Consider the following 17,679-nt stretch of genomic DNA (forward strand, 5'->3'; position numbering starts at 1 on the left):
CCGCCTAGAGCGCCAGGCGCTGGAACGACCGGTCGTGGGCCACCAGGGGCTGGCCCGCCGCCAGCGTCACCGCCGCGGCCGTGGCGATGAACACGGTGTGCGTCCCGGTGTCGATCCGCTGATCGATCGTGCAGGTGGTGGTCGACAGGCCGCCCCGATAGGTCGGCGGCGCTTCGTCCGTCAGCCGCCAGGCTTCGGGCGAGAAGCGCTCGTGGCTCAGGCTCGAACTCGAGAAGCGCAGGGCCTCGGCCTCGTCGTGCTCGGCCAGGATCGCCACGCCGCACCGCTCCGCCCGGACCAGGACGTCGTGGCTGGACGCCTCCTTGCGGACGCAGAACAGGAAGCGCGGCGGATCGACTGACAGGCCTGTGATCGAGCTGACCAGCAGGCCCCTGGGCGTGGCGCCGTCCCAGCACGAGATGATCGCGACGCCGCTGGCCAGCCGGGCCAGGGCCTCCTTGAACGCTCCAGTCGCGATCGGCGGATCGACCGGCGGCGCGTGGAGGTCGTAGGGCGGCTCCGCGCCGGACGAGGCGTCGCCGAACGGGACGCCGCCCGGCCAGGCGGCGTCGCCCAGCCAGCGCGGATCGACGTCGAAGGCCATGGCCCTAACCCGCCGCGGCCGTCGGGTTCGCGTCGCGCTGGGCCACCAGGCCCCGCACCAGCGGGATCAGGTCGCGACCATAGGCGATCGCGTCGTCCAGCGGGTCGAAACCGCGGATCAGGAAGGTCGAGACGCCCAGGTCGTAGTAGTCGAGCAGGGCCTCGGCCACCTGCTGGGGCGTGCCGACCAGGCCGGTGGAGTTGCCCGCCGCGCCGGTGACGGCCGCGACGCCGGTCCACAGGCGCTTGTCCAGCCGCGTGCCTTGTTTGGCGGCGTCCAGCAGGCGCTGCGAGCCGGCGTTGGGCGGGGCATGACCGCTGGTGGGCAGACCGGCCTTCTCGCGCAGGGCCTTGGCCTCGGCGGCGATGGCGTCGGCCTTGGCCCAGGCGGCCTCCTCGGTCTCGGCGATCACCGGCCTCAGGGACAGCGAGAACTTCACCTGCCGGCCGTGCTTGGCGGCGGCGTGGCGCACCCGGGCGATGGTCTCGGCCACCTGGGCCTGGGTTTCGCCCCACAGGGCGAAGATGTCGGCGTGCTTGCCGGCCACCGGGATGGCCGCCTCGGACGAGCCGCCGAAATAGACCGGGATCTGCGGCTTCTGCAGCGGCTTCACCCCGCCGAACGCCTGGACGACGTTGTAGTAGTCGCCCTTGTAGTCGAACGGCTTTTCGCTGGTCCATTCCTGGCGGACGATGTCCAGGTACTCGCTGGTGCGGGCGTAGCGCTGGTCCTTGGTCAGGTGGTCGCCGTCCTTGGCCAGTTCGTCGTCCGAACCGCCGGTGATGATGTGCACGGCCACCCGGCCGCCCGAGAACTGGTCCAGCGTCGCCAGCTGGCGGGCCGCGACGGTGGGGGCGGTGAAGCCCGGGCGATGGGCGATCATGAAGCCCAGGTGCTGGGTCACCGAGGCGGCATGGGCCACCACCAGCTGGCTCTCGGGCGAGGTCGAGCCGAAGGCGACCAGGGCGCGGTCGAAGCCGCCGTCCTCATGCACCCGGGCGACGCGCTCGACATAGTCGCGGTCGATCACCGGACCCTTGGCGGGGTGGATCTCGGATTGGTGCTGGGTGCCGATATAGCCGATGAACTCGACGGGCATGGGGTGTCTCCAATCGGGGTTGGGGCGAATTTCAAAGATGAGGTCAGCTTAGGAAAACGAAGTTTTCTCAAGCGATTGATCAGGACATCTCATCAGGCGGGAACCTTCGGGGCGGCCTCCTTGCGCAGGGCGCGGCGGACGGAGGGGCGGGCCAGGGCGCGGGCGGCCTTGGCGCTCCAGGCCGGATAGGCCGAGGTGTCGATCCGGCGGCGCTCGGCCCAACGCCAGATCACCAGGGCGTAGGCGTCGACGGCGCTGAAGTCCTCGCCCAGCAGCCAGGGACCGGGGCCCTGGGCCAGGCGCTCGATGTCGGTCAGGGTGCGATGGAAGCGGGCCTCGCCGGGCGTGGCCAGGGCGGCCTTGACGGTGTCGTCGTCGGCGAAGCGCTCGGGCCGGGCGATCTGGGAGAAGGCCACGTGCACCGTGCTGGCGAACCAGCTCATCACCTCGTAGGCATGGGCCAGCTTCAGGGGATCGGCCAACGGCAGCAGGGCGCTGTGGGGATAGGCGTGCGCCAGGTAGGTCAGGATGGCCAGCACCTCGGTGACCGGCTCGCCGTCGACCGCCAGGGTCGGCACGCGCCCGCGCGGATTGACCTTCAGATAGGCCGGCTGGCGCTGCTCGCCGGCCGCCAGATCGATGGGGTGGACGTCGTAGGCGACGCCCAGTTCCTCCAGGGCGATCAGCGGCGCGAAGGCCGACGAACCGGGGGCGAAATAGAGTTTCAGGGACATGCGGGCCGTCTCAGATCACGAAGAAGCCGTGCGAGCCGTCGCGCGCCAGCTGGTCGACCAGGCCGAACTCCCAGTCCAGATAGGCCTGCATGGCCTCGGCGGCGTTGTCGGTGCCTTCGTACGGGCGCTTGTAGACGTCCTCGGGGTCGGAGGCGGCGCGGACCAGGCCGGTGTCCAGCCGGCGGCCGGTGGCGGCCCAGGCGTCGGTGCCGCCGTCGAGCACCCGCACCGGATGGTCCGAGATCTCCTCGACCTCGGCCGCCGCCAGCCGCGCGAGGCGGCCGTCGGGCGAAGTCAGCACGATCGGCAGGCCCTCGGGGATGCGCTCGAAGGCCTCGGCCAGGCGGGCGCGGATCGCGAACCAGGCGCCGGGGACGTGGCCCTTGCGGTGGACGGGGCTGGGGGCCAGGTCCAGCACCACCACCGCCCCGTCGCCCAGCGCCACGGCCAGGTCCTCGGGGCTGATCGTCTCGACGGTCGGGATCGACGGCAGGGTGGGCCGCCACGCGCCGGTCTCCAGCTCGCCGTCGAAGCCGCCGTCCAGCACGTAGACGTCCCAGCCCAGCTGGGCCAGCCACGAGGCGCTCATGTCGGCGCGCGGCCCCAGGTCGTCGGCCAGCACGATGCGGCCGCCGCGGACCGGCGCGAAGACGTCGGTCTCCTGCACCAGCTGCCCGCCGGGCGCCGAGCGGAAGCCGGGCAGGTGGCCGGCGGCGTACTCCTCGGGCGTGCGGACGTCGAAACGGTAGAGGGTGCGCTTGCGGTCCTGGGCCAGGTCGGCCAGGCCTTCGGCGTCGATCCGGCGGACTCCGGCGCGATAGGCCACGTCGCGGGCCTTGGCGCGGGCGTCTTCCAGGCCGTGATCGGAGACCGCCGGGAAGCGCCGGTCCTGGCCGTGCTCCAGCTGCTGCTGGGCCAGGGTCCAGCCGATCGTGCCGTTGCGCAGGGCGAAGACCGGATTGGGCACGCCGGCGTTCAGCAGCGACTGGGCGCCGATCAGGCTGCGGGTGCGGCCGGCGCAGTTGACGATAATGGTGGTGGCCGGATCGGGCGCGATCTCGCGGGCCCGCAGCACCAGCTCGGCGCCCGGCGTGCTGATCCCGCCCGGGATGCTCATCACCGCGTATTCCTCGAACCGGCGGGCGTCGAGGATCACCTGGTCGGCCTTGGCGTCGATCCGCGCCTGGACCTCCTGGGCGGGCAGGGACGGGGTGTGCCGCCGCGCCTCGACCAGCTCGCCGAACGCCTTGCTGTAGGAATTGACGTCCTGGAACAGCTCGTAGCTGGCGTCCTTCCAGCCTTGGAGCCCACCGGCCAGCGCACGGATCTGGGTGTAGCCGAGGGCCGCCAGGCGCTTGCCGGCCGGCGAGACCAGGCCTTCGCCGTTGTCGTAGAGCACGATCTTGGCGTCCTTGCGCGGGACGCGGTCCAGGATTTCCAGCTCCAGCCGGCTCAGCGGCAGCTGCGAGGCGAACAGCGGGTGGGCGCGGGCGAACGGGTCCTCCTCGCGCAGGTCCAGCAGGGCGATCTCGCGGCGGGCGATCCAGTCCTGGCGGACCTCGCGCGGGGTGACGGTAAGCAGGGTCATGCGTCGATCTCGGCCAGGACGGGTCTGGAGCGGTCCCAGAGGTTGGGCAGGGTGGTGTTGGCGTAACCGGAGACGAAGGGCTTGGGCCGGCCGGCGGCGTCATAGGTCGAGCGCTTCACCGCGCCGATATTGCCGCCGTAGACGTGGATGCTGATCGAGACGCGGTCGTCGAAGGCGTTGGTCACCTGGTGCACGTCGCCGACGGTCGGCGAGACCGCCTCGACCTCGCCGCGTTCCAGCCGGTGGACGGGACCGATGGCCGCGAAGGCGTCGGCACGCCGCGCGAAGCGCTGCGACAGCTCGGCGCCGCGCAGCACCCCGACCAGGCCCCAGACGGTGTGGTCGTGGACCGGGGTCGCCTGGCCCGGTCCCCAGACGAAGCTGACGACGCTGAACCGCTCGCGGCTGTCGCAATGCAGCAGGTACTGCTGGTAGCGGGTCGGGTCCGGCTGGGCGTAGGCGTCCGGCAGCCAGTCGTCCCGGGCGATCAGCCCCGCCAGCAGCCGGGCGCCGTCCGCGAGGATCAGGTCCTCGTCGCGCGTGCGATCGAGAAGGCTTCCCACGTCGCCGACGAATTCGGCCAGCCTGTGGAGCTTGGGAGGGGGGCGAAGCGTACTCATCGGATCAGAGCACGACCTCGCCGGTCGGAAAGGCCACCAGGGCCGCGTTGGGCGCCGGGGTCGGCGCGGGCTGGGGCGCGGGCGCGTCGACGCCCAGGCGGGCCAGCAGGCGGCGGCGGATGGCGTGGAAGCGGGCGTCGGGCTGGCGGGGACGCTCCAGCGCGATCCGCTCCTCGACCGCGATCTTGCCCTTGTCCAGCACCAGCACGCGGTCGGCCAGGGCGATGGCCTCGTCGACGTCGTGGGTGACCAGCAGCACGGCGGGCTTGTGCTCGCGCCACAGCGACAGGACCAGGTCGTGCATCTTCAGCCGGGTCAGGGCGTCCAGCGCCGCGAACGGCTCGTCCAGCAGCAGCAGGGCGGGTTCGCGGACCAGGGCGCGGGCCAGGGCCGTGCGCTGGGCTTCGCCCCCGGACAGGGTGGCCGGCCAGGCGTCGAGGCGATGGCCCAGCCCCACCTCCTTCAGCGCCGCCTCGGCGCGGGTCCGGACGTCGCCCTTTTTCTGGGAGGGGGACTTCAGGCCCAGGGCGACGTTCCGCCAGACCCGCCGCCAGGGCAGCAGGCGGGCGTCCTGGAACACCACGGCGCGCGCGTCCGGGGTGGTCACGTCCTGGCCGCCGGCGGAGTCGAGCCCGGCCAGGGTGCGCAGCAGGGTGGTCTTGCCCGAGCCGCTGGCGCCCAGCAGGGCGACGAACTCGCCGGGGGCGATCGTCAGGTCCAGGCCGTCGATGACCACGTTGTCGCCGAACCGGCGGGTGAAGCCCTTGAGGCGGACGGTCGGTATCTCGCGGGCGTCGGTGACGGGCGGGCGGATGCGGGGCTGGGCCATGGTCATTGCTCCACGAGGTTGGGGCGCCACGCCAGCGCCTTGCGCTCCAGCGTGCGGACGAGGGCGTCGGCGGCGAGGCCGAGCAGGGCGTAGACGAGCAGGCAGACGACGATGATGTCGGTGCGCATGAAGTCGCGGGCGTTGTTGATCAGGTGGCCCAGGCCCGCCTGCGCGTTGATCTGCTCGGCGATGACCAGCATGATCACGCTGATGCTCAGGGCGTAGCGCAGGCCCACGAAGAACGAGGGCAGGGCGCCCGGCAGGATCACGTTGGCGATCAGGTCGCGGCCGGACAGGCCGAAGCTGCGGGCCGCCTCGACCAGCCTCACGTCCACCCCGCGGATGCCGGCGAACAGGTTCAGGTACAGCGGGAACACCGCGGCGGTGGCGATCAGGGCCACCTTCGGGACCTCACCGATGCCGAACCAGACGATGAAGAGCGGGGTCAGGGCCACCACCGGCAGGGTGCGCTTGATCTGCATCAGCGGGTCGACCAGCGTCTCGCCCCAGCGCGACAGGCCCGAGACCAGGCCCAGGGTCACCGCCACGACCAGCGCCAGGCCAAGGCCCGCGCCGGCCCGGCCGAGCGACACCGCCAGATTGGCCGGCAGCTCGCCCGAGGCGATCAGCGTCCAGAAGGTTTCAGCCACGGCCGACGGCGCCGCCAGCACCTGGGCGGGGATCAGTCCCGCCCGCGAGCCGGCTTCCCACAGCAGCAGCAGCGCCGCCGGCGACAGCCAGCGCGCCCGCGAAAGGCGCGGCCAGCGCCACGCTCTCGGTTGAGAATTTCTAAGGGTGATCGCCAAAGACATGAGGATGCGTCGTCCCGAGAACCGTTGCGGCGCGAACGCCAATGCTGCACAGAGAAGGGCGTTTAATCCCTACTGGATCAATGGGCTTATCCTTAGGGGCGTTTCAGACTTTCTCATAGGCGATCTGAATGGCCACCAATCTGCCGACCGAACTGCTGCGAAGCTTCGTGGCTATCGTCGACTCCGGATCGATGCTGAAGGCCACCGAGCGGGTGTTCGTCACCCAGTCGGCGCTCAGCCTGCAGATGAAGCGGCTGGAGGAGACCGTGCTGACGCCGCTGTTCCACCGCGACGGGCGGCGCCTGACGCTCACTCCGGCCGGCCGGACCCTGCTGGGCCTGGCGCGCGAGATCCTGGCGCTCAACGACCGGGCGGTCGTGGCCCTGACCGGCGACGCCCTGGTCGGACCGGTGCGGGTGGGGCTGGTCCAGGACTTCGCCGAGACCCTGCTGTCGGGCGTGCTGGCCCGGTTCAGCCAGCTCAATCCCGACGTCCAGCTGGAGGTGCGGGTGGCCGGCTCGCCCGAGCTGCTGGACCTGCTGGCCGGCGACCGGCTGGACGTGGTGCTGTGCATGGGCGCGGCGGACGATCCGCACGCGGCCCGCGTGGCGCCGATGGTCTGGCACGGGAATCCGGACCTGGTCGAGGCCGAGGTTCTGCCGCTGGCCATCCTGGCCCCGCCCTGCCGGTTCCGCGACGCCGCCCTGGCCGCGCTCCAGCGCGAGGGGCGGCCGTTCCGGGTGGCGCTGGAGACCCCCAGCCTTTCGGCTTTGCGGGCGGCGGTGGACGCCGGCCTGGCCGTCACCTGCCGCACCGCGCTGTTCCGCCCCCAGGCGGCGCCGATCGAGACGGGCCTGCCGGCCGTGCCGCAGGTCGCCTATGTCCGCCGGGTCGGGTCGGCGCCGCACCCCTCGATCGCCAAGCTCTCCGAGCTTATCCATCAGGCGGCCCTGGAGCTGTGAGGGGAGCGGCCGTTTCACGCGACCGCTCGGCTGGCCTTCTGGGTGGTGAAGCGGTTGGCCGGGACCTCCAGGCCCAGGCTCTGGCGGAAGGTCGAACCTTCGTAGTCCTCGCGGAAGATGCCGCGCTTCTGCAGCAGGGGGACCACCTCCTCGACCAGCAGCTGGAACTGGCCGGGCAGGGACTCGCCGATCACGAAGCCGTCCGAGGCGCGGGTGTCGAGCCACAGCTGGAACTTGTCGGCGATCTGCTCGGGCGTGCCCACCAGGTCGCCGCGCGGCGTGGCGAAGCGCAGGGCCACCTCGCGCAGGGTCAGGCTCTCCTCCTCGACCGCCTTGGCGATCTTCAGGGTCGCCGACTGCGAGCTGTTGACGCCGCGGCTGAACACGTCGGGGAAGCGGGCGTCCAGGTCGTAGGCGGTGAAGTCGTGGTCGTTGAAGCCGCGGCCCAGCATGGCCAGGGCGGACTCGATCGACACCAGTTCGGCGCGTTCCTTCCAGCGGGCCTCGGCCTCGGCCTCGGTGGAGCCGATGATCGGGGCGGCGGCGGGCAGGATGAACAGGTCGTCCGGGTTCCGGCCGAAGCCGGCGGCGCGGGCTTTCACGTCGGCGTAGTAGGTCCGGGCCTCCTCGACGCCGCCGTGGCCGACGAAGATTGCGTCGGCGCGCTTGGCGGCCAGGTTGCGGCCGTCCTCCGAGGCGCCGGCCTGGAAGATCACCGGCTGGCCCTGGGGCGAGCGGGCGATGTTCAGCGGGCCCTTCACCGACAGGAACTCGCCCTTGTGGCCCAGGGCGTTGAGCTTGTCGGGGTCGAAGAACACGCCGCTGGCCTTGTCGTGGACCAGGGCGTCGTCCTCCCAGCTGTCCCACAGCCCCTGGACGACATCCAGATATTCGGCCGCCAGGCGGTAGCGGGTGTCGTGCGCCAGGTGCTCGGCCTTGCCGAAGTTGTCGGCCGAGCCTTCCAGCCACGAGGTGACCACGTTCCAGCCGGCGCGGCCGCCGCTGATGTGGTCCAGCGAGGCGAACTGGCGCGCCACGTTGAAGGGCTCGGAATAGGTGACGCTGAGCGTGGCCACCAGGCCGATGTGCTCGGTCACCGCCGCCAGGGCCGACAGGATGGTGATCGGCTCGAAGCGGTTCAGGTAGTGCGGGCTGGACTTGGCGTTGATCGACAGGCTGTCGGCGATGAACAGGAAGTCGAACTTGCCCTGTTCGGCCAGCCTGGCGGCGCGGCTGTAGTACTTGAAGTCGGTGCTCGCGCCCGGCTGGGCGTTCGGATGGCGCCAGTCGGTCCAGGTCCGCCCCGCGCCCTCGATCATATGGCCGAGCTTCAATTGTCTACGCTGGGTCATGGCGGCCTCCGAAAGAAGATTTCGACGGCATGACTGTCATCGGGCGACCGTACGAGCAATGGAGTTCGGTCAATATAGCTTATTATGATCTCGAATATGCACGTATTGCTGTGCGAAAAGGATCGTATTTTGACGTTGGATATATGAATATCTGAAATGGAATGAAGGAATACTGTTTCGATATGCTTGCTTGAATTGCGCATGTTGCCGACGGTCGCGGCGCTGATCGTCGCGTGTCGCAGTCATCAGGCGAGGAGAGGCCATGAGCGCCACCATCACCGGCATTCGCGAAACCACCGGACTGAGCGCGGCCCCTCTCAGCCCGACCATCGGGTCCGAGGTCGGCGGCGTCGATCTGCGCCAGCCGCTCGACCGGTCCCAGCGCGACGCGCTCAAGGCCCTGCTGCTGGAGCGCAAGGTGCTGTTCTTCCGCGACCAGGACATCACCCGCGACCAGCAGCTGGCCTTCGCGGCCAACTTCGGCGAGGTCTACGCCCATCCGACCGGCGGGGTGGAGACCCACCGCGCGGTCCAGCCGATCTCGGCCGCGGCGTTCAAGGACTACGACATCCGCGAGAACCACTGGCACACCGACACCAGCTGGCGGATCAACCCGTCGTTCGGCGCGGTGCTGAAGGCGGTGCACATCCCGGAGGTCGGCGGCGACACCATCTGGGCCGACGGCGGCGCCATCTATCGCGGCCTGCCCGACGACCTGAAGGCGGCGGTGGACGACCTCCATGTGATCCACGACTACCAGGACGCCCTGAACCGCTCGGGCGAGCGCTATCCGCTGGTCGCCCATCCCGCCATCCGCACCCATCCGGAGACCGGCGAGGACATCTTCTGGATCAACTTCAGCCTCAAGCCCCGGTTCGTCGACCTGGCGCCCGAGGAGAGCAGGGCGCTGCTGGCCCGTCTGTATGACCAGGTCAAGAAGCCCGAGCACCATGTGCGTTTCCGCTGGCGGCCCAACTCCGTGGCCCTGTGGGACAACCGCGCCGGTCTGCACTACGCGGTCCGCGACTACGGCGACTTCCCGCGCGTGATGGAGCGCGTGCTGATCGGTTCGGACGACATCCCGTACCGCGAGCGCCGCGCGACCTGACCTGACCTCGCGGCGCGCTGGGGGCCGGCGGCGCGCCTTCCACCTTCGAGACCAACAACACGACGCGGACGCCACCGGCGCCGCGCGGGGGATAGACTCTTGCCTTATTCGACGCGGGCGTTGGCCCGACCTGCCTTTGACTGGACGCTCCGGACCGGCCTTCTGGCCTGCGCCTCGATCCTGACGATCGCCACGCTCGCCGGCCCGGCGCGGGCCGCCGACCTGCCGGCGGCCGTCCCGGCCGTCGATGCGGTTCCCGCCGCGACCGCCGCCGACGTCGACGGCGCCACCGCCCTGGAAGGCGTGATCGTCACCGGCGTCCGCGGCGAGCGCCGCACCGTGGCCGACAGCCCGGCCCCGGTCGATGTCGTCTCCGCCGAGCAACTGACGGCCACCGGCAAGGTCGGTCTGAAGGAGGTGCTCAACACCCTGATCCCGTCGTTCAACCTGCCCGGCATCAACGGCGGCGGCACCTCGTGGACGGTGCGGGCTATCACCATGCGCGGCCTGAACGGCGACCAGGCCCTGTTCCTGGTCAACGGCAAGCGGCGGCACGGCACGGCCCTGATCAACAACCTGGCCCGGGTGGGACGCGGCGGCGCGCCGGTCGACCTGGACCTGATCCCGGCCTCGGCCATCGAGCGCATCGAGGTGTTGCGCGACGGAGCCTCGGCCCAGTACGGCTCGGACGCCATCGCGGGGGTGATCAACATCATCCTCAAGAAGGACGCGGAAGGCGGATCGTTCAGCTACCAGGGCGGCCAGAACTATCTGGGCGACGGTGACACCCGCAGCGCCACCCTGAACTACGGCCTGCCGCTGGGCGACGCGGGCGGCTTCGTCCAGCTGGCCCTGAACTGGAAGAACAACGAGGCCGCCTCACGCGCGGTCCCGTCCCGGGCCCAGTACATCTACCAGCCGACCGTCACGACCGTCGGCGGCGTCACCACCGTCACCCCGGACCCGCGCGACGCCACGGTCGACCGCTACTACTGGGGCGGCGGTTACGGGCCGGGCGAGGAGGACATCCTGGCGGCGTCCTACAACGCCGAACTGCCCTGGAAGGACCTGACGCTCTATTCGACCGGCACGCTCAGCCACCGCTCGTCGAAGAAGAACACCGGCAGCTTCCTGCCCAACCTGGCGCCGGTGGCCGGCGTGACGGCGGGGCGGCCCCAGAACCGCAACTCGCTGCCGGAGGTCTATCCGAACGGCTTCAACGCCCTGCGGCGGATCTTCGAACTGGACTTCCAGACCACCCTGGGCGCGCGCGGCCAGGCCAAGGGCTGGGACTGGGACCTGTCGACCACCTTCGCCCAGGACCACGCCCAGCTGGACGGCCAGAACACCATCAACGCCACCCTGGGCCCCGACAGCCCGACCTACTTCCACCTGTCGACCCACCAGTTCCAGCAGTGGACCACCAATTTCGACGTCACCCGCGAATTCGAGGGCGTGCTGCCGCTTCCGGTCCAGGTGTCGTGGGGGCTGGAGCAGCGCTACGAGCACTTCAAGATCTATCCGGGCGACGAGGCGTCCTACATCGTCGGCGACTACGTGATCCCGGCCGGCCAGCCCTTCGCCGGACTGCGGCCCAATCCCGGCCTGGCGTCGTACGCCGGCACCGCGCCGGAGGACTCCGGCTCGGCCAGCCGCAACGTCTACGCGGCCTATATCGACGTCGGGACCAACCTGACCGAAAACTGGTATGTGGGCGTGGCCGGTCGTCACGAGCGCTACACCGGCGATGTCGGCGACACCACCAGCGGCAAGCTGACCACCCGCTGGGAGTTCCTGCCGGGCTACGCCGTGCGCGGCACGATCAGCAACGGCTTCCGCGCCCCGTCCCTGGCCCAGCAGGTGTTCGCCAGCTCGACCATCAGCGGCAACCTGTGCGCCGCCGCGCCCAACAACACCTTCCGCGGCGTGCCCTGCGTGCCCGGCGAGTACCTGACCTTCCCGACCAAGGTGCTTCGCGCCGACTCCAGCGAGGCCCAGGCCCTGGGCGCCACGCCGCTGAAGCCCGAGACCTCGACCAACTACAGCGTCGGGATCACGGCCGAGCCCACCAGCCGCCTGCGCGTCACCTTGGACGCCTACCAGATCGACATCGACGACCGCATCGTCGACACCAGCAACCTGGACCTCACCGCCGCCCAGCTGGCCTCGCAGCCGGCCCTGGCGCCGCTGCTGAGCCGCTTCCCGCAGGGCCTGGCGGCGACCTACTACACCAACGCCGTCTCGACCCGGACGACGGGCGTGGACCTGGTCGCCGAATACGCCTTCGACCTGGGCGATGCGGGGCGCCTGAACCTCAACGCCGCCTACGCCTTCAACAAGACCAAGATCACCAAGCAGATCGACACGCCGGCGGTGCTGAAGGCGGTCAATCCGAACCTGGTGCTGTTCGACCGCCAGAAGATCGCCGACCTGACGGTGGGCACGCCGCGCAAGAAGCTGATCCTCGGCGCGGTCTGGGACCGGGACACCGTCACGGCCAACCTGCGGACCACGCGGTACGGCGAGTACACCGAGGCCGGGACGTCGGCCAATCTGGACCGGACCTTCAGCGCAAAATGGGTGGTCGACCTCGACATCGCCTGGGACGTGCGTCCGACCACGAACATCGCGATCGGGGCCAACAACCTGTTCGACGAGCACCCCGACAAGATCGGCATCGTCAACGCCGACACGGGCCTGAACCAGTTCGGCATCTTCTCGCCCTTCGGCATCACCGGCGGCTACTACTACGCCCGCCTGACCCAACGCTTCTGAGGGAGGGCGCCATGCAACGACGCAGCCTCATCGCAGTCCTGACCGCCGCCGCCCTGCTGGCCGGTTGCGGCGCCGGGGGAGGGGACGGCCAGGCGCCCCTCAAGGTGGGCAGCCAGAGGGGCGGGACCAAGGCGATCCTGATCGCCTCGGGCGCGCTGGAGGGCGTTCCCTACAAGATCGAGTGGAGCGAGTTCGCCGCCGCCCAGCCGCTGCTCGAGGCGGTGGGGGCGGGCGCCGTCGACCTGGGCGAGGCGGGCGATGCGCCGTTCCTGTTCGCCTATGCCGGCGGCTCCAAGATCAAGGCCGTGCAGGCCGGCAAGAGCGGCGGCTCGTCGACCGCCCTGCTGGTCCGCAAGGGCGCGCCGTTCCACGGCGTGGCCGACCTGCGCGGCAGGAAGATCGCCACGGGACGCGGCTCGATCGGCCACTACCTGCTGCTCAAGCTGCTGGAGGAGGCGGGCCTGAAGCCCACCGACGTCCAGATCGTGTTCCTCAGCCCCGGCGACGCCAAGGCGGCCTTCACCAGCGGCGCCATCGACGGCTGGGTGACCTGGGGCTCGTACGTCGCCCTGGCCAAGCTGCACGACGACGCCGTCATCCTGGCCGACGGCGACGGGCGGCTCAGCGGCTACGGCTTCGAGGCGGCCAGCGAGGCGGCGATCGCCGGCAAGCGGCCCCAGGTCGAGGACTTCCTGCGCCGCCTGGCCAAGGCCCGGCGCTGGGCGGGCGAGCATCCCCAGGAATACGCCGCGGCCCTGTCGAAGGAGACGGGCCTGCAGCCGGACGTGGCGCTCTACACGGTCCGTCAGTACCGCATCGCGCCGAGTGAGATCGACGACAAGGTCGTGGCCGAGGCGACGGCGGTGCTCGACCGCTTCCGGGCGGCGGGCGCCGTGACCTCGACGCGCGATCCGGCCGGCGCCTTCGACCGCTCGTTCAACGCCGCCGTCGCGCCATGAGCCAGACGGGATCGACCGACGTGCTGGTGATCGGCGGCGGCCTGGCCGGGACCTGGGCCGCCATCGCCGCCGCGCGCGAGGGCGCCGAGGTCGTCCTGGCCGACAAGGGTCATTGCGGGACCAGCGGCGTCACCGCCACCGCCGGTCCCGGCCACTGGTGGGTCCCGCCGGAAGCGCGCGATGCCGCCGTCGCGGACCGGCTGAAGCGTTCGCTGGGCCTGGGCGATCCGGACTGGATGCGGCGGATTCTCGATCTGACCTGGACCAGCCTGCCGACCCTGCGCGGCTATTACGACTTCTCGACCGACGACGAGGGACGGCCGTTCTATCGCGGCCTGCGCGGGCCGGAATACATGCGGGCGATGCGCAACCTGGCGCTGGCCCAGGGCGTGCGCATCCTCGACCACCATCCGGCCCTGGAACTGCTGCGGCACGGCGACGGGTCCATCGCCGGCGCGTCGGGCCTGGCCCTGCGCGGCGAGCGGCCGTGGACGATCCGGGCCGGAGCGGTGGTGCTGGCCACCGGCGGCTGCGCCTTCGCCTCGCGGCTGCTGGGCTCGGCCACGAACACCGGCGACGGCCTGCTGATGGGCGTCGAGGCCGGCGCCGACCTGTCGGGCATGGAGTTCACCAACTACTACACCCCGGCCATGGCCGGTACGAACATGGCCCGGTCGATGGCCTACAGCTTCGCCCGCTGGTTCGACGCCGACGATCGCGAGCTCGACATCCCCAACGGACCGGACGTCACCCCGCACCTGGCGCGGGCCCTGATGGCCGGGCCGCTGTTCTGCCGCCTGGACCGCGTGCCGGAGGACATCCGCCGGGTGATGCCGCAGGTGCAGCCCAACTTCGTCCTGCCGTTCGACCGCAAGGGGATCGACGCCTACCGCGACCGCTTCGAGGTCACCCTGCACGCCGAGGGCACGGTGCGGGGGATCGGCGGGCTGCGGGTGACGGACCAGGCTTGCCAGACCCAGGTCCCTGGCCTGTTCGCGGCCGGCGACGCGGCCAGCCGCGAGCTGGTGACCGGCGCGATCTCGGGCGGTGGGGCCGTCAATTCGTCCTGGGCCCTGTCGTCGGGCCAGTGGGCCGGGGCGGGCGCCGCGCGGCTGGCGCTGGGGCAGGGTGCGAGGGCGGACGCGCTGGTGGTGGCCTCGGGCCGCGCCGGCCTGCGGCCGGCCCGCGCGGAAGGTCCGGTGGACCTGAAGGCCGCCGTACAGGTGGTGCGCGACGAGCTGAACGACTACGGACGCAACATCTTCCGGCGCGGCGCGACCTTGGCGGGATCGATCCGGAGACTGGACGACGTCTGGATCGACCTGGCCGACCATGCGCGCGGCGAGGGCAGGGCGTCCCTGCGAACGCGGGAAGCCGCCGCCCTGGTCGCCGCGGGCCGCTGGAGCAAGGCCTCGGCCCTGGCCCGGCGCGAGAGCCGGGGCATGCACAGGCGCGAGGACGCGGCCGGCCCGGACCCCCGCTTCGCCGCGCGGCAACGGGCCGGCGGCTTGAGCACCGTGTGGACCGCGTTCGAACCGACCGGCGCCCAGGCGGAGGTGGCCTGATGATCGAGGTCGTCATTGACGAACGCTGCACCGGCTGCGGGACCTGCGTCGACGCCTGCCCCAGCGACGTGCTGGAGGTCGGCTCGGACGGCAAGGCGAGGATCGCCCGCCAGGCCGATTGCCAGACCTGCCTGCTGTGCGAGCTGCATTGCGCGTCCGACGCCCTGTTCGTCTGGCCCGACTGCGAGGCGCCGGCGGGGATCACCGCCGCGCAGGCCCTGGCGTCGGGCCAGCTGGGCGCGTTCCGCCGCAACTCCGGCTGGGGCGAGCACGCGGCGACCCACAGCAACCAGCACTGGCGCATGGGCTCGATCTTCGAGCGCGCCCGCCTGCAGGCGATCCAGATCGCCGCCCAGAAATCCGCTCAAGCGACATCCGCTCAAGCCGAGGAGACGACCCGATGAGCCAAGAAAGCCTGGCCAAGCTGCTGGCCGACCTGCACGCCGAGCGCGTCCGGACCTGGGATCCGGCCGCCCTGAAGATCAATGTCGACCAGCGCGCGACCCTGGTCGCCGGGGCGGACCCCGACGGCTGGATCAAGGCCGGCGACGTCGTCGAGCCCTTCGTCCTCAAGGACGTCGAGGGCGGCGAGCTGACCCTGAAGGGCCTGACCGCCAGGGGCCCGGCGGTGCTGGTGTTCTTCCGGTTCGCCGGCTGCCCGGCCTGCAACATCGCCTTGCCCTACTACGAGCGCGCGCTGCAGCCGACGCTGAAGGCGCTGGGCGTGCCGCTGGTGGCCGTCAGCCCGCAGGTCCCGGAGCGCCTGGGCGAGATCCGCACCCGCCATGACCTGTCGTTCAAGGTGGCCTCGGACACCGACAACGCGCTCGGGCGCCGGTTCGGCGTCCTCTACACCGCCGACGAGGCCAGCCAGGCCGCGCAGCGGGCGCGCGGCGGCTCGATCGGCGAGACCACGGGAACGGGCACGTGGGAGCTGCCCCAGCCCACCGTGGTGGTGATCGGCCGGGATCAGGTCGTGAAGTTCGCCGACGTCAGCCCCGACTGGCTGGTCCGGACCGAGGCCGAACCGGTGATCGCCGCGGTGCGGGCCCTGGCCGCGGTTCCCGCCTAGGTCTGACTTCGGGTTCGCGTTCGGGGCGGTCGTGGACCGAAGTCCGCCCCGAACGCGCCTTCAGATGGGACGAGCCGATCGCGCGGACGCGGCGGACGGGCCCAGATAGATCCGCGCGCCGGCGTCCTCGACCTTCAGGTCGAGCAGAGCCGAGATCATCGCCACGGCTTCGGCGGGGCGATCCAGCTTGAACCGGCCCGTCACCTTGAGCTCGCCCAGGCGGGGATCGCGCAAGGCCAGGGCCTGCGGGCTGTAGCGGTTGAGCCGGGCCACCACGTATTTCAGCGGCATGCCGTCGGCCTCGAGCCAGTCGCCGCGCCAGGCGTCGTAGCTGTCGGCGGCCAGGCGTCCGCGGCTGGCGGTGTGGTCGGCGGCCAGCAGCAGCCATTCGCCCTGGCGCAGCGTGCGGGGCGGGGCGTCGCCCTGGGAGACACGGACCACGCCCTCGAACACCCGGACCTCGACGGCGCTGTCGACCTTGTCGACCTCGAACACCGTGCCCACCGCCGTCACCTTGGCGTCGCCGGCCATGACGTTGAAGGGGCGTTGGCGGTTCTTGGCGACCTCGAACACGGCGTCGCCTTGGCGCAGGTAGATGTCGCGGGCCGCCCGGCCGTAGGCCACGCTGGCGCGGCTGTCGGCGTTGAGGCGGATGGTCGAGGCGTCGCTGAGCACGTGGTCGGCCCGCACGCCCACCGCCGTGGCCAGCTCGATCGTCGGTTCGGCCCGTTCGGCGAGCAGGCGCGAGGTCAGGACCCCGCCGCCCACCAGGACCAGCAGGCACGCCGCGATCAGGCCGGCGCGCGACCAGCCGCCGAGGGCGGCGCGGCGTCGGACGGGAGGGGCGGGCGCCTGAGCGGGCTCGGCGCGGAGGCGGTCGATCGCGTCCAGCAAGGCGGTGTCGCGCAGGGCGTGGCGCAGCGCGCCGAAGGCCGCGGCGTGCTCGGACGAGGCGTTGAGCCAGGCGGCGAGGTCGCGGCGCTCGGCGTCCGACAGCTCGTCCAGCCGGTCGATCCAGTCGGCGGCCTCTTCCATCACGCTCAGGTCGTTGTCGTTAGCGCTCACGGGTCGCCCCCTTCCAGTCGGCGGCGTCGCCGGTCGCGGCGTCCATCACCCCGGCCAGTTCGGCCATGGCGCGGACGAGATGCTTCTTCACGGTTTCCAGGTTCAGGTCGAGGTCGTCGGCGATCTTCTGCCGCGACTGTCCGTCCATGTGCCGGCGGACGAACACCTCGCGACGGATCGGCGACAGGCGGCGCAGGGCCGCCTCGAAGACCGCCACGCGCTGCTTGTGCTCCAGCACCTCGTCGGCCAGGGGCAGCTCGCAGCCGTAGTCGGCCTCGCCCAGGCCTTCCTCGCGGCGATCGCGCCGGGCCTGGGCGTAGATCAGGGAGTCGGCCACGCGATAGGCGTAGGCCAGCGGCTGGACGATGGCCTGCTTGCGGCTCTGCTCGATCACCATCAGCAGGGTCTGCTGGAGGATGTCCTCCGCCCGCGACGAGTCGCCGTGGCGACGGGCGATATAGCCGAGAAGCTTGCGTTCATGGGGCCTCAACTCCGCCAGGAGGTCGATCATCGCGTTTCCACCGGGCCGTGCGCC

17 protein-coding genes are annotated in these 17,679 nt (G+C 71.2%); 7 read left to right on the top strand and 10 right to left on the bottom strand.

Features of this window, described 5'->3' with window-relative positions:
* Positions 1 to 4: 4 nt before the first annotated feature.
* From BR39_RS0124425 to BR39_RS0124455, 7 genes are all read right to left on the bottom strand, one after another.
* Entirely contained in the window at positions 5 to 604 is a 600-nt protein-coding gene (locus tag BR39_RS0124425; RefSeq protein WP_029917132.1) for a flavin reductase family protein, read from the bottom strand.
* A gap of 4 nt (positions 605 to 608) precedes the next feature.
* Positions 609 to 1,703: an LLM class flavin-dependent oxidoreductase gene (locus tag BR39_RS0124430; protein WP_029917133.1), complete on the bottom strand. Its 1,095-nt coding sequence runs from the start codon at positions 1,701 to 1,703 to the stop codon at positions 609 to 611.
* Positions 1,704 to 1,795: 92 nt separating this feature from the next.
* Positions 1,796 to 2,437, bottom strand: coding sequence for a glutathione S-transferase family protein (locus BR39_RS0124435; RefSeq protein ID WP_029917135.1), 642 nt, complete (start codon positions 2,435 to 2,437; stop codon positions 1,796 to 1,798).
* A 10-nt stretch (positions 2,438 to 2,447) separates the two neighbouring features.
* Positions 2,448 to 4,025 carry a rhodanese-like domain-containing protein gene (locus tag BR39_RS0124440; RefSeq protein ID WP_029917137.1) on the bottom strand — a complete coding sequence of 526 codons (1,578 nt, stop codon included), beginning with the start codon at positions 4,023 to 4,025 and terminating at the stop codon, positions 2,448 to 2,450.
* Positions 4,022 to 4,645, bottom strand: coding sequence for a cysteine dioxygenase (locus BR39_RS0124445; RefSeq protein WP_029917139.1), 624 nt, complete (start codon positions 4,643 to 4,645; stop codon positions 4,022 to 4,024). Before BR39_RS0124445 ends, BR39_RS0124440 begins: the two co-directional genes overlap by 4 nt.
* Before the next feature lie 4 nt (positions 4,646 to 4,649).
* Positions 4,650 to 5,480 carry an ABC transporter ATP-binding protein gene (locus BR39_RS0124450; RefSeq protein ID WP_029917141.1) on the bottom strand — a complete coding sequence of 277 codons (831 nt, stop codon included), beginning with the start codon at positions 5,478 to 5,480 and terminating at the stop codon, positions 4,650 to 4,652.
* Positions 5,477 to 6,286, bottom strand: coding sequence for an ABC transporter permease (locus BR39_RS0124455; RefSeq protein ID WP_029917143.1), 810 nt, complete (start codon positions 6,284 to 6,286; stop codon positions 5,477 to 5,479). Before BR39_RS0124455 ends, BR39_RS0124450 begins: the two co-directional genes overlap by 4 nt.
* 128 nt (positions 6,287 to 6,414) lie before the next feature.
* Here BR39_RS0124455 and BR39_RS0124460 point away from each other — a divergent pair, with 128 nt between their 5' ends.
* A complete protein-coding gene (locus BR39_RS0124460) occupies positions 6,415 to 7,248 on the top strand; it encodes a LysR substrate-binding domain-containing protein (RefSeq protein WP_029917146.1) in 834 nt (277 codons plus the stop codon).
* Positions 7,249 to 7,262: 14 nt separating this feature from the next.
* Here the strand turns inward: BR39_RS0124460 and BR39_RS0124465 are convergent, their stop codons facing one another.
* Positions 7,263 to 8,600, bottom strand: coding sequence for an LLM class flavin-dependent oxidoreductase (locus BR39_RS0124465; RefSeq protein ID WP_029917148.1), 1,338 nt, complete (start codon positions 8,598 to 8,600; stop codon positions 7,263 to 7,265).
* Between the two features lie 262 nt (positions 8,601 to 8,862).
* Between BR39_RS0124465 and BR39_RS0124470 the strand changes: the two genes are divergently transcribed.
* From BR39_RS0124470 to BR39_RS0124495, 6 genes are all read left to right on the top strand, one after another.
* Positions 8,863 to 9,708 carry a TauD/TfdA family dioxygenase gene (locus BR39_RS0124470; RefSeq protein WP_029917149.1) on the top strand — a complete coding sequence of 282 codons (846 nt, stop codon included), beginning with the start codon at positions 8,863 to 8,865 and terminating at the stop codon, positions 9,706 to 9,708.
* 120 nt (positions 9,709 to 9,828) lie between these two features.
* A complete protein-coding gene (locus tag BR39_RS0124475) occupies positions 9,829 to 12,483 on the top strand; it encodes a TonB-dependent siderophore receptor (protein WP_231499551.1) in 2,655 nt (884 codons plus the stop codon).
* Positions 12,484 to 12,494: 11 nt separating this feature from the next.
* Positions 12,495 to 13,442 (top strand): ABC transporter substrate-binding protein, encoded by a 948-nt coding sequence (locus tag BR39_RS0124480; RefSeq protein ID WP_029917152.1) that lies wholly within the window; start codon positions 12,495 to 12,497, stop codon positions 13,440 to 13,442.
* Entirely contained in the window at positions 13,439 to 15,007 is a 1,569-nt protein-coding gene (locus tag BR39_RS0124485) for an FAD-dependent oxidoreductase (RefSeq protein ID WP_029917154.1), read from the top strand. The genes BR39_RS0124480 and BR39_RS0124485 overlap by 4 nt, the downstream gene beginning before the upstream one ends.
* Positions 15,007 to 15,411, top strand: coding sequence for a ferredoxin family protein (locus BR39_RS0124490; protein WP_029917156.1), 405 nt, complete (start codon positions 15,007 to 15,009; stop codon positions 15,409 to 15,411). Before BR39_RS0124485 ends, BR39_RS0124490 begins: the two co-directional genes overlap by 1 nt.
* Positions 15,408 to 16,079: a peroxiredoxin-like family protein gene (locus BR39_RS0124495; RefSeq protein WP_029917157.1), complete on the top strand. Its 672-nt coding sequence runs from the start codon at positions 15,408 to 15,410 to the stop codon at positions 16,077 to 16,079. The genes BR39_RS0124490 and BR39_RS0124495 overlap by 4 nt, the downstream gene beginning before the upstream one ends.
* Positions 16,080 to 16,139: 60 nt before the next feature.
* Here BR39_RS0124495 and BR39_RS0124500 read toward each other — a convergent pair whose 3' ends face one another.
* Both BR39_RS0124500 and BR39_RS0124505 read right to left on the bottom strand, forming a co-directional pair.
* Complete coding sequence (locus tag BR39_RS0124500; protein WP_029917159.1) at positions 16,140 to 17,144, bottom strand: FecR domain-containing protein; 1,005 nt, start codon at positions 17,142 to 17,144, stop codon at positions 16,140 to 16,142.
* A complete protein-coding gene (locus BR39_RS0124505; RefSeq protein ID WP_029917161.1) occupies positions 17,134 to 17,655 on the bottom strand; it encodes a sigma-70 family RNA polymerase sigma factor in 522 nt (173 codons plus the stop codon). The genes BR39_RS0124500 and BR39_RS0124505 overlap by 11 nt, the downstream gene beginning before the upstream one ends.
* Positions 17,656 to 17,679 lie beyond the last annotated feature (24 nt).

The sequence above is a fragment of the Caulobacter sp. UNC358MFTsu5.1 genome, from assembly GCF_000712075.1.
Classification (GTDB): Bacteria; Pseudomonadota; Alphaproteobacteria; order Caulobacterales; family Caulobacteraceae; genus Caulobacter.

Bases quoted from the DNA above. Each gene is read 5' to 3' on its own strand.
- BR39_RS0124445 (WP_029917139.1), bottom strand. From the start codon at position 4,645: ATGAGTACGCTTCGCCCCCCTCCCAAGCTCCACAGGCTGGCCGAATTC.
- BR39_RS0124465 (WP_029917148.1), bottom strand. From the start codon at position 8,600: ATGACCCAGCGTAGACAATTGAAGCTCGGCCATATGATCGAGGGCGCG.
- BR39_RS0124495 (WP_029917157.1), top strand. From the start codon at position 15,408: ATGAGCCAAGAAAGCCTGGCCAAGCTGCTGGCCGACCTGCACGCCGAG.
- BR39_RS0124425 (WP_029917132.1), bottom strand. From the start codon at position 604: ATGGCCTTCGACGTCGATCCGCGCTGGCTGGGCGACGCCGCCTGGCCG.
- BR39_RS0124490 (WP_029917156.1), top strand. From the start codon at position 15,007: ATGATCGAGGTCGTCATTGACGAACGCTGCACCGGCTGCGGGACCTGC.
- BR39_RS0124455 (WP_029917143.1), bottom strand. From the start codon at position 6,286: ATGTCTTTGGCGATCACCCTTAGAAATTCTCAACCGAGAGCGTGGCGC.
- BR39_RS0124460 (WP_029917146.1), top strand. From the start codon at position 6,415: ATGGCCACCAATCTGCCGACCGAACTGCTGCGAAGCTTCGTGGCTATC.
- BR39_RS0124470 (WP_029917149.1), top strand. From the start codon at position 8,863: ATGAGCGCCACCATCACCGGCATTCGCGAAACCACCGGACTGAGCGCG.
- BR39_RS0124505 (WP_029917161.1), bottom strand. From the start codon at position 17,655: ATGATCGACCTCCTGGCGGAGTTGAGGCCCCATGAACGCAAGCTTCTC.
- BR39_RS0124485 (WP_029917154.1), top strand. From the start codon at position 13,439: ATGAGCCAGACGGGATCGACCGACGTGCTGGTGATCGGCGGCGGCCTG.
- BR39_RS0124440 (WP_029917137.1), bottom strand. From the start codon at position 4,025: ATGACCCTGCTTACCGTCACCCCGCGCGAGGTCCGCCAGGACTGGATC.
- BR39_RS0124435 (WP_029917135.1), bottom strand. From the start codon at position 2,437: ATGTCCCTGAAACTCTATTTCGCCCCCGGTTCGTCGGCCTTCGCGCCG.
- BR39_RS0124450 (WP_029917141.1), bottom strand. From the start codon at position 5,480: ATGACCATGGCCCAGCCCCGCATCCGCCCGCCCGTCACCGACGCCCGC.
- BR39_RS0124480 (WP_029917152.1), top strand. From the start codon at position 12,495: ATGCAACGACGCAGCCTCATCGCAGTCCTGACCGCCGCCGCCCTGCTG.
- BR39_RS0124430 (WP_029917133.1), bottom strand. From the start codon at position 1,703: ATGCCCGTCGAGTTCATCGGCTATATCGGCACCCAGCACCAATCCGAG.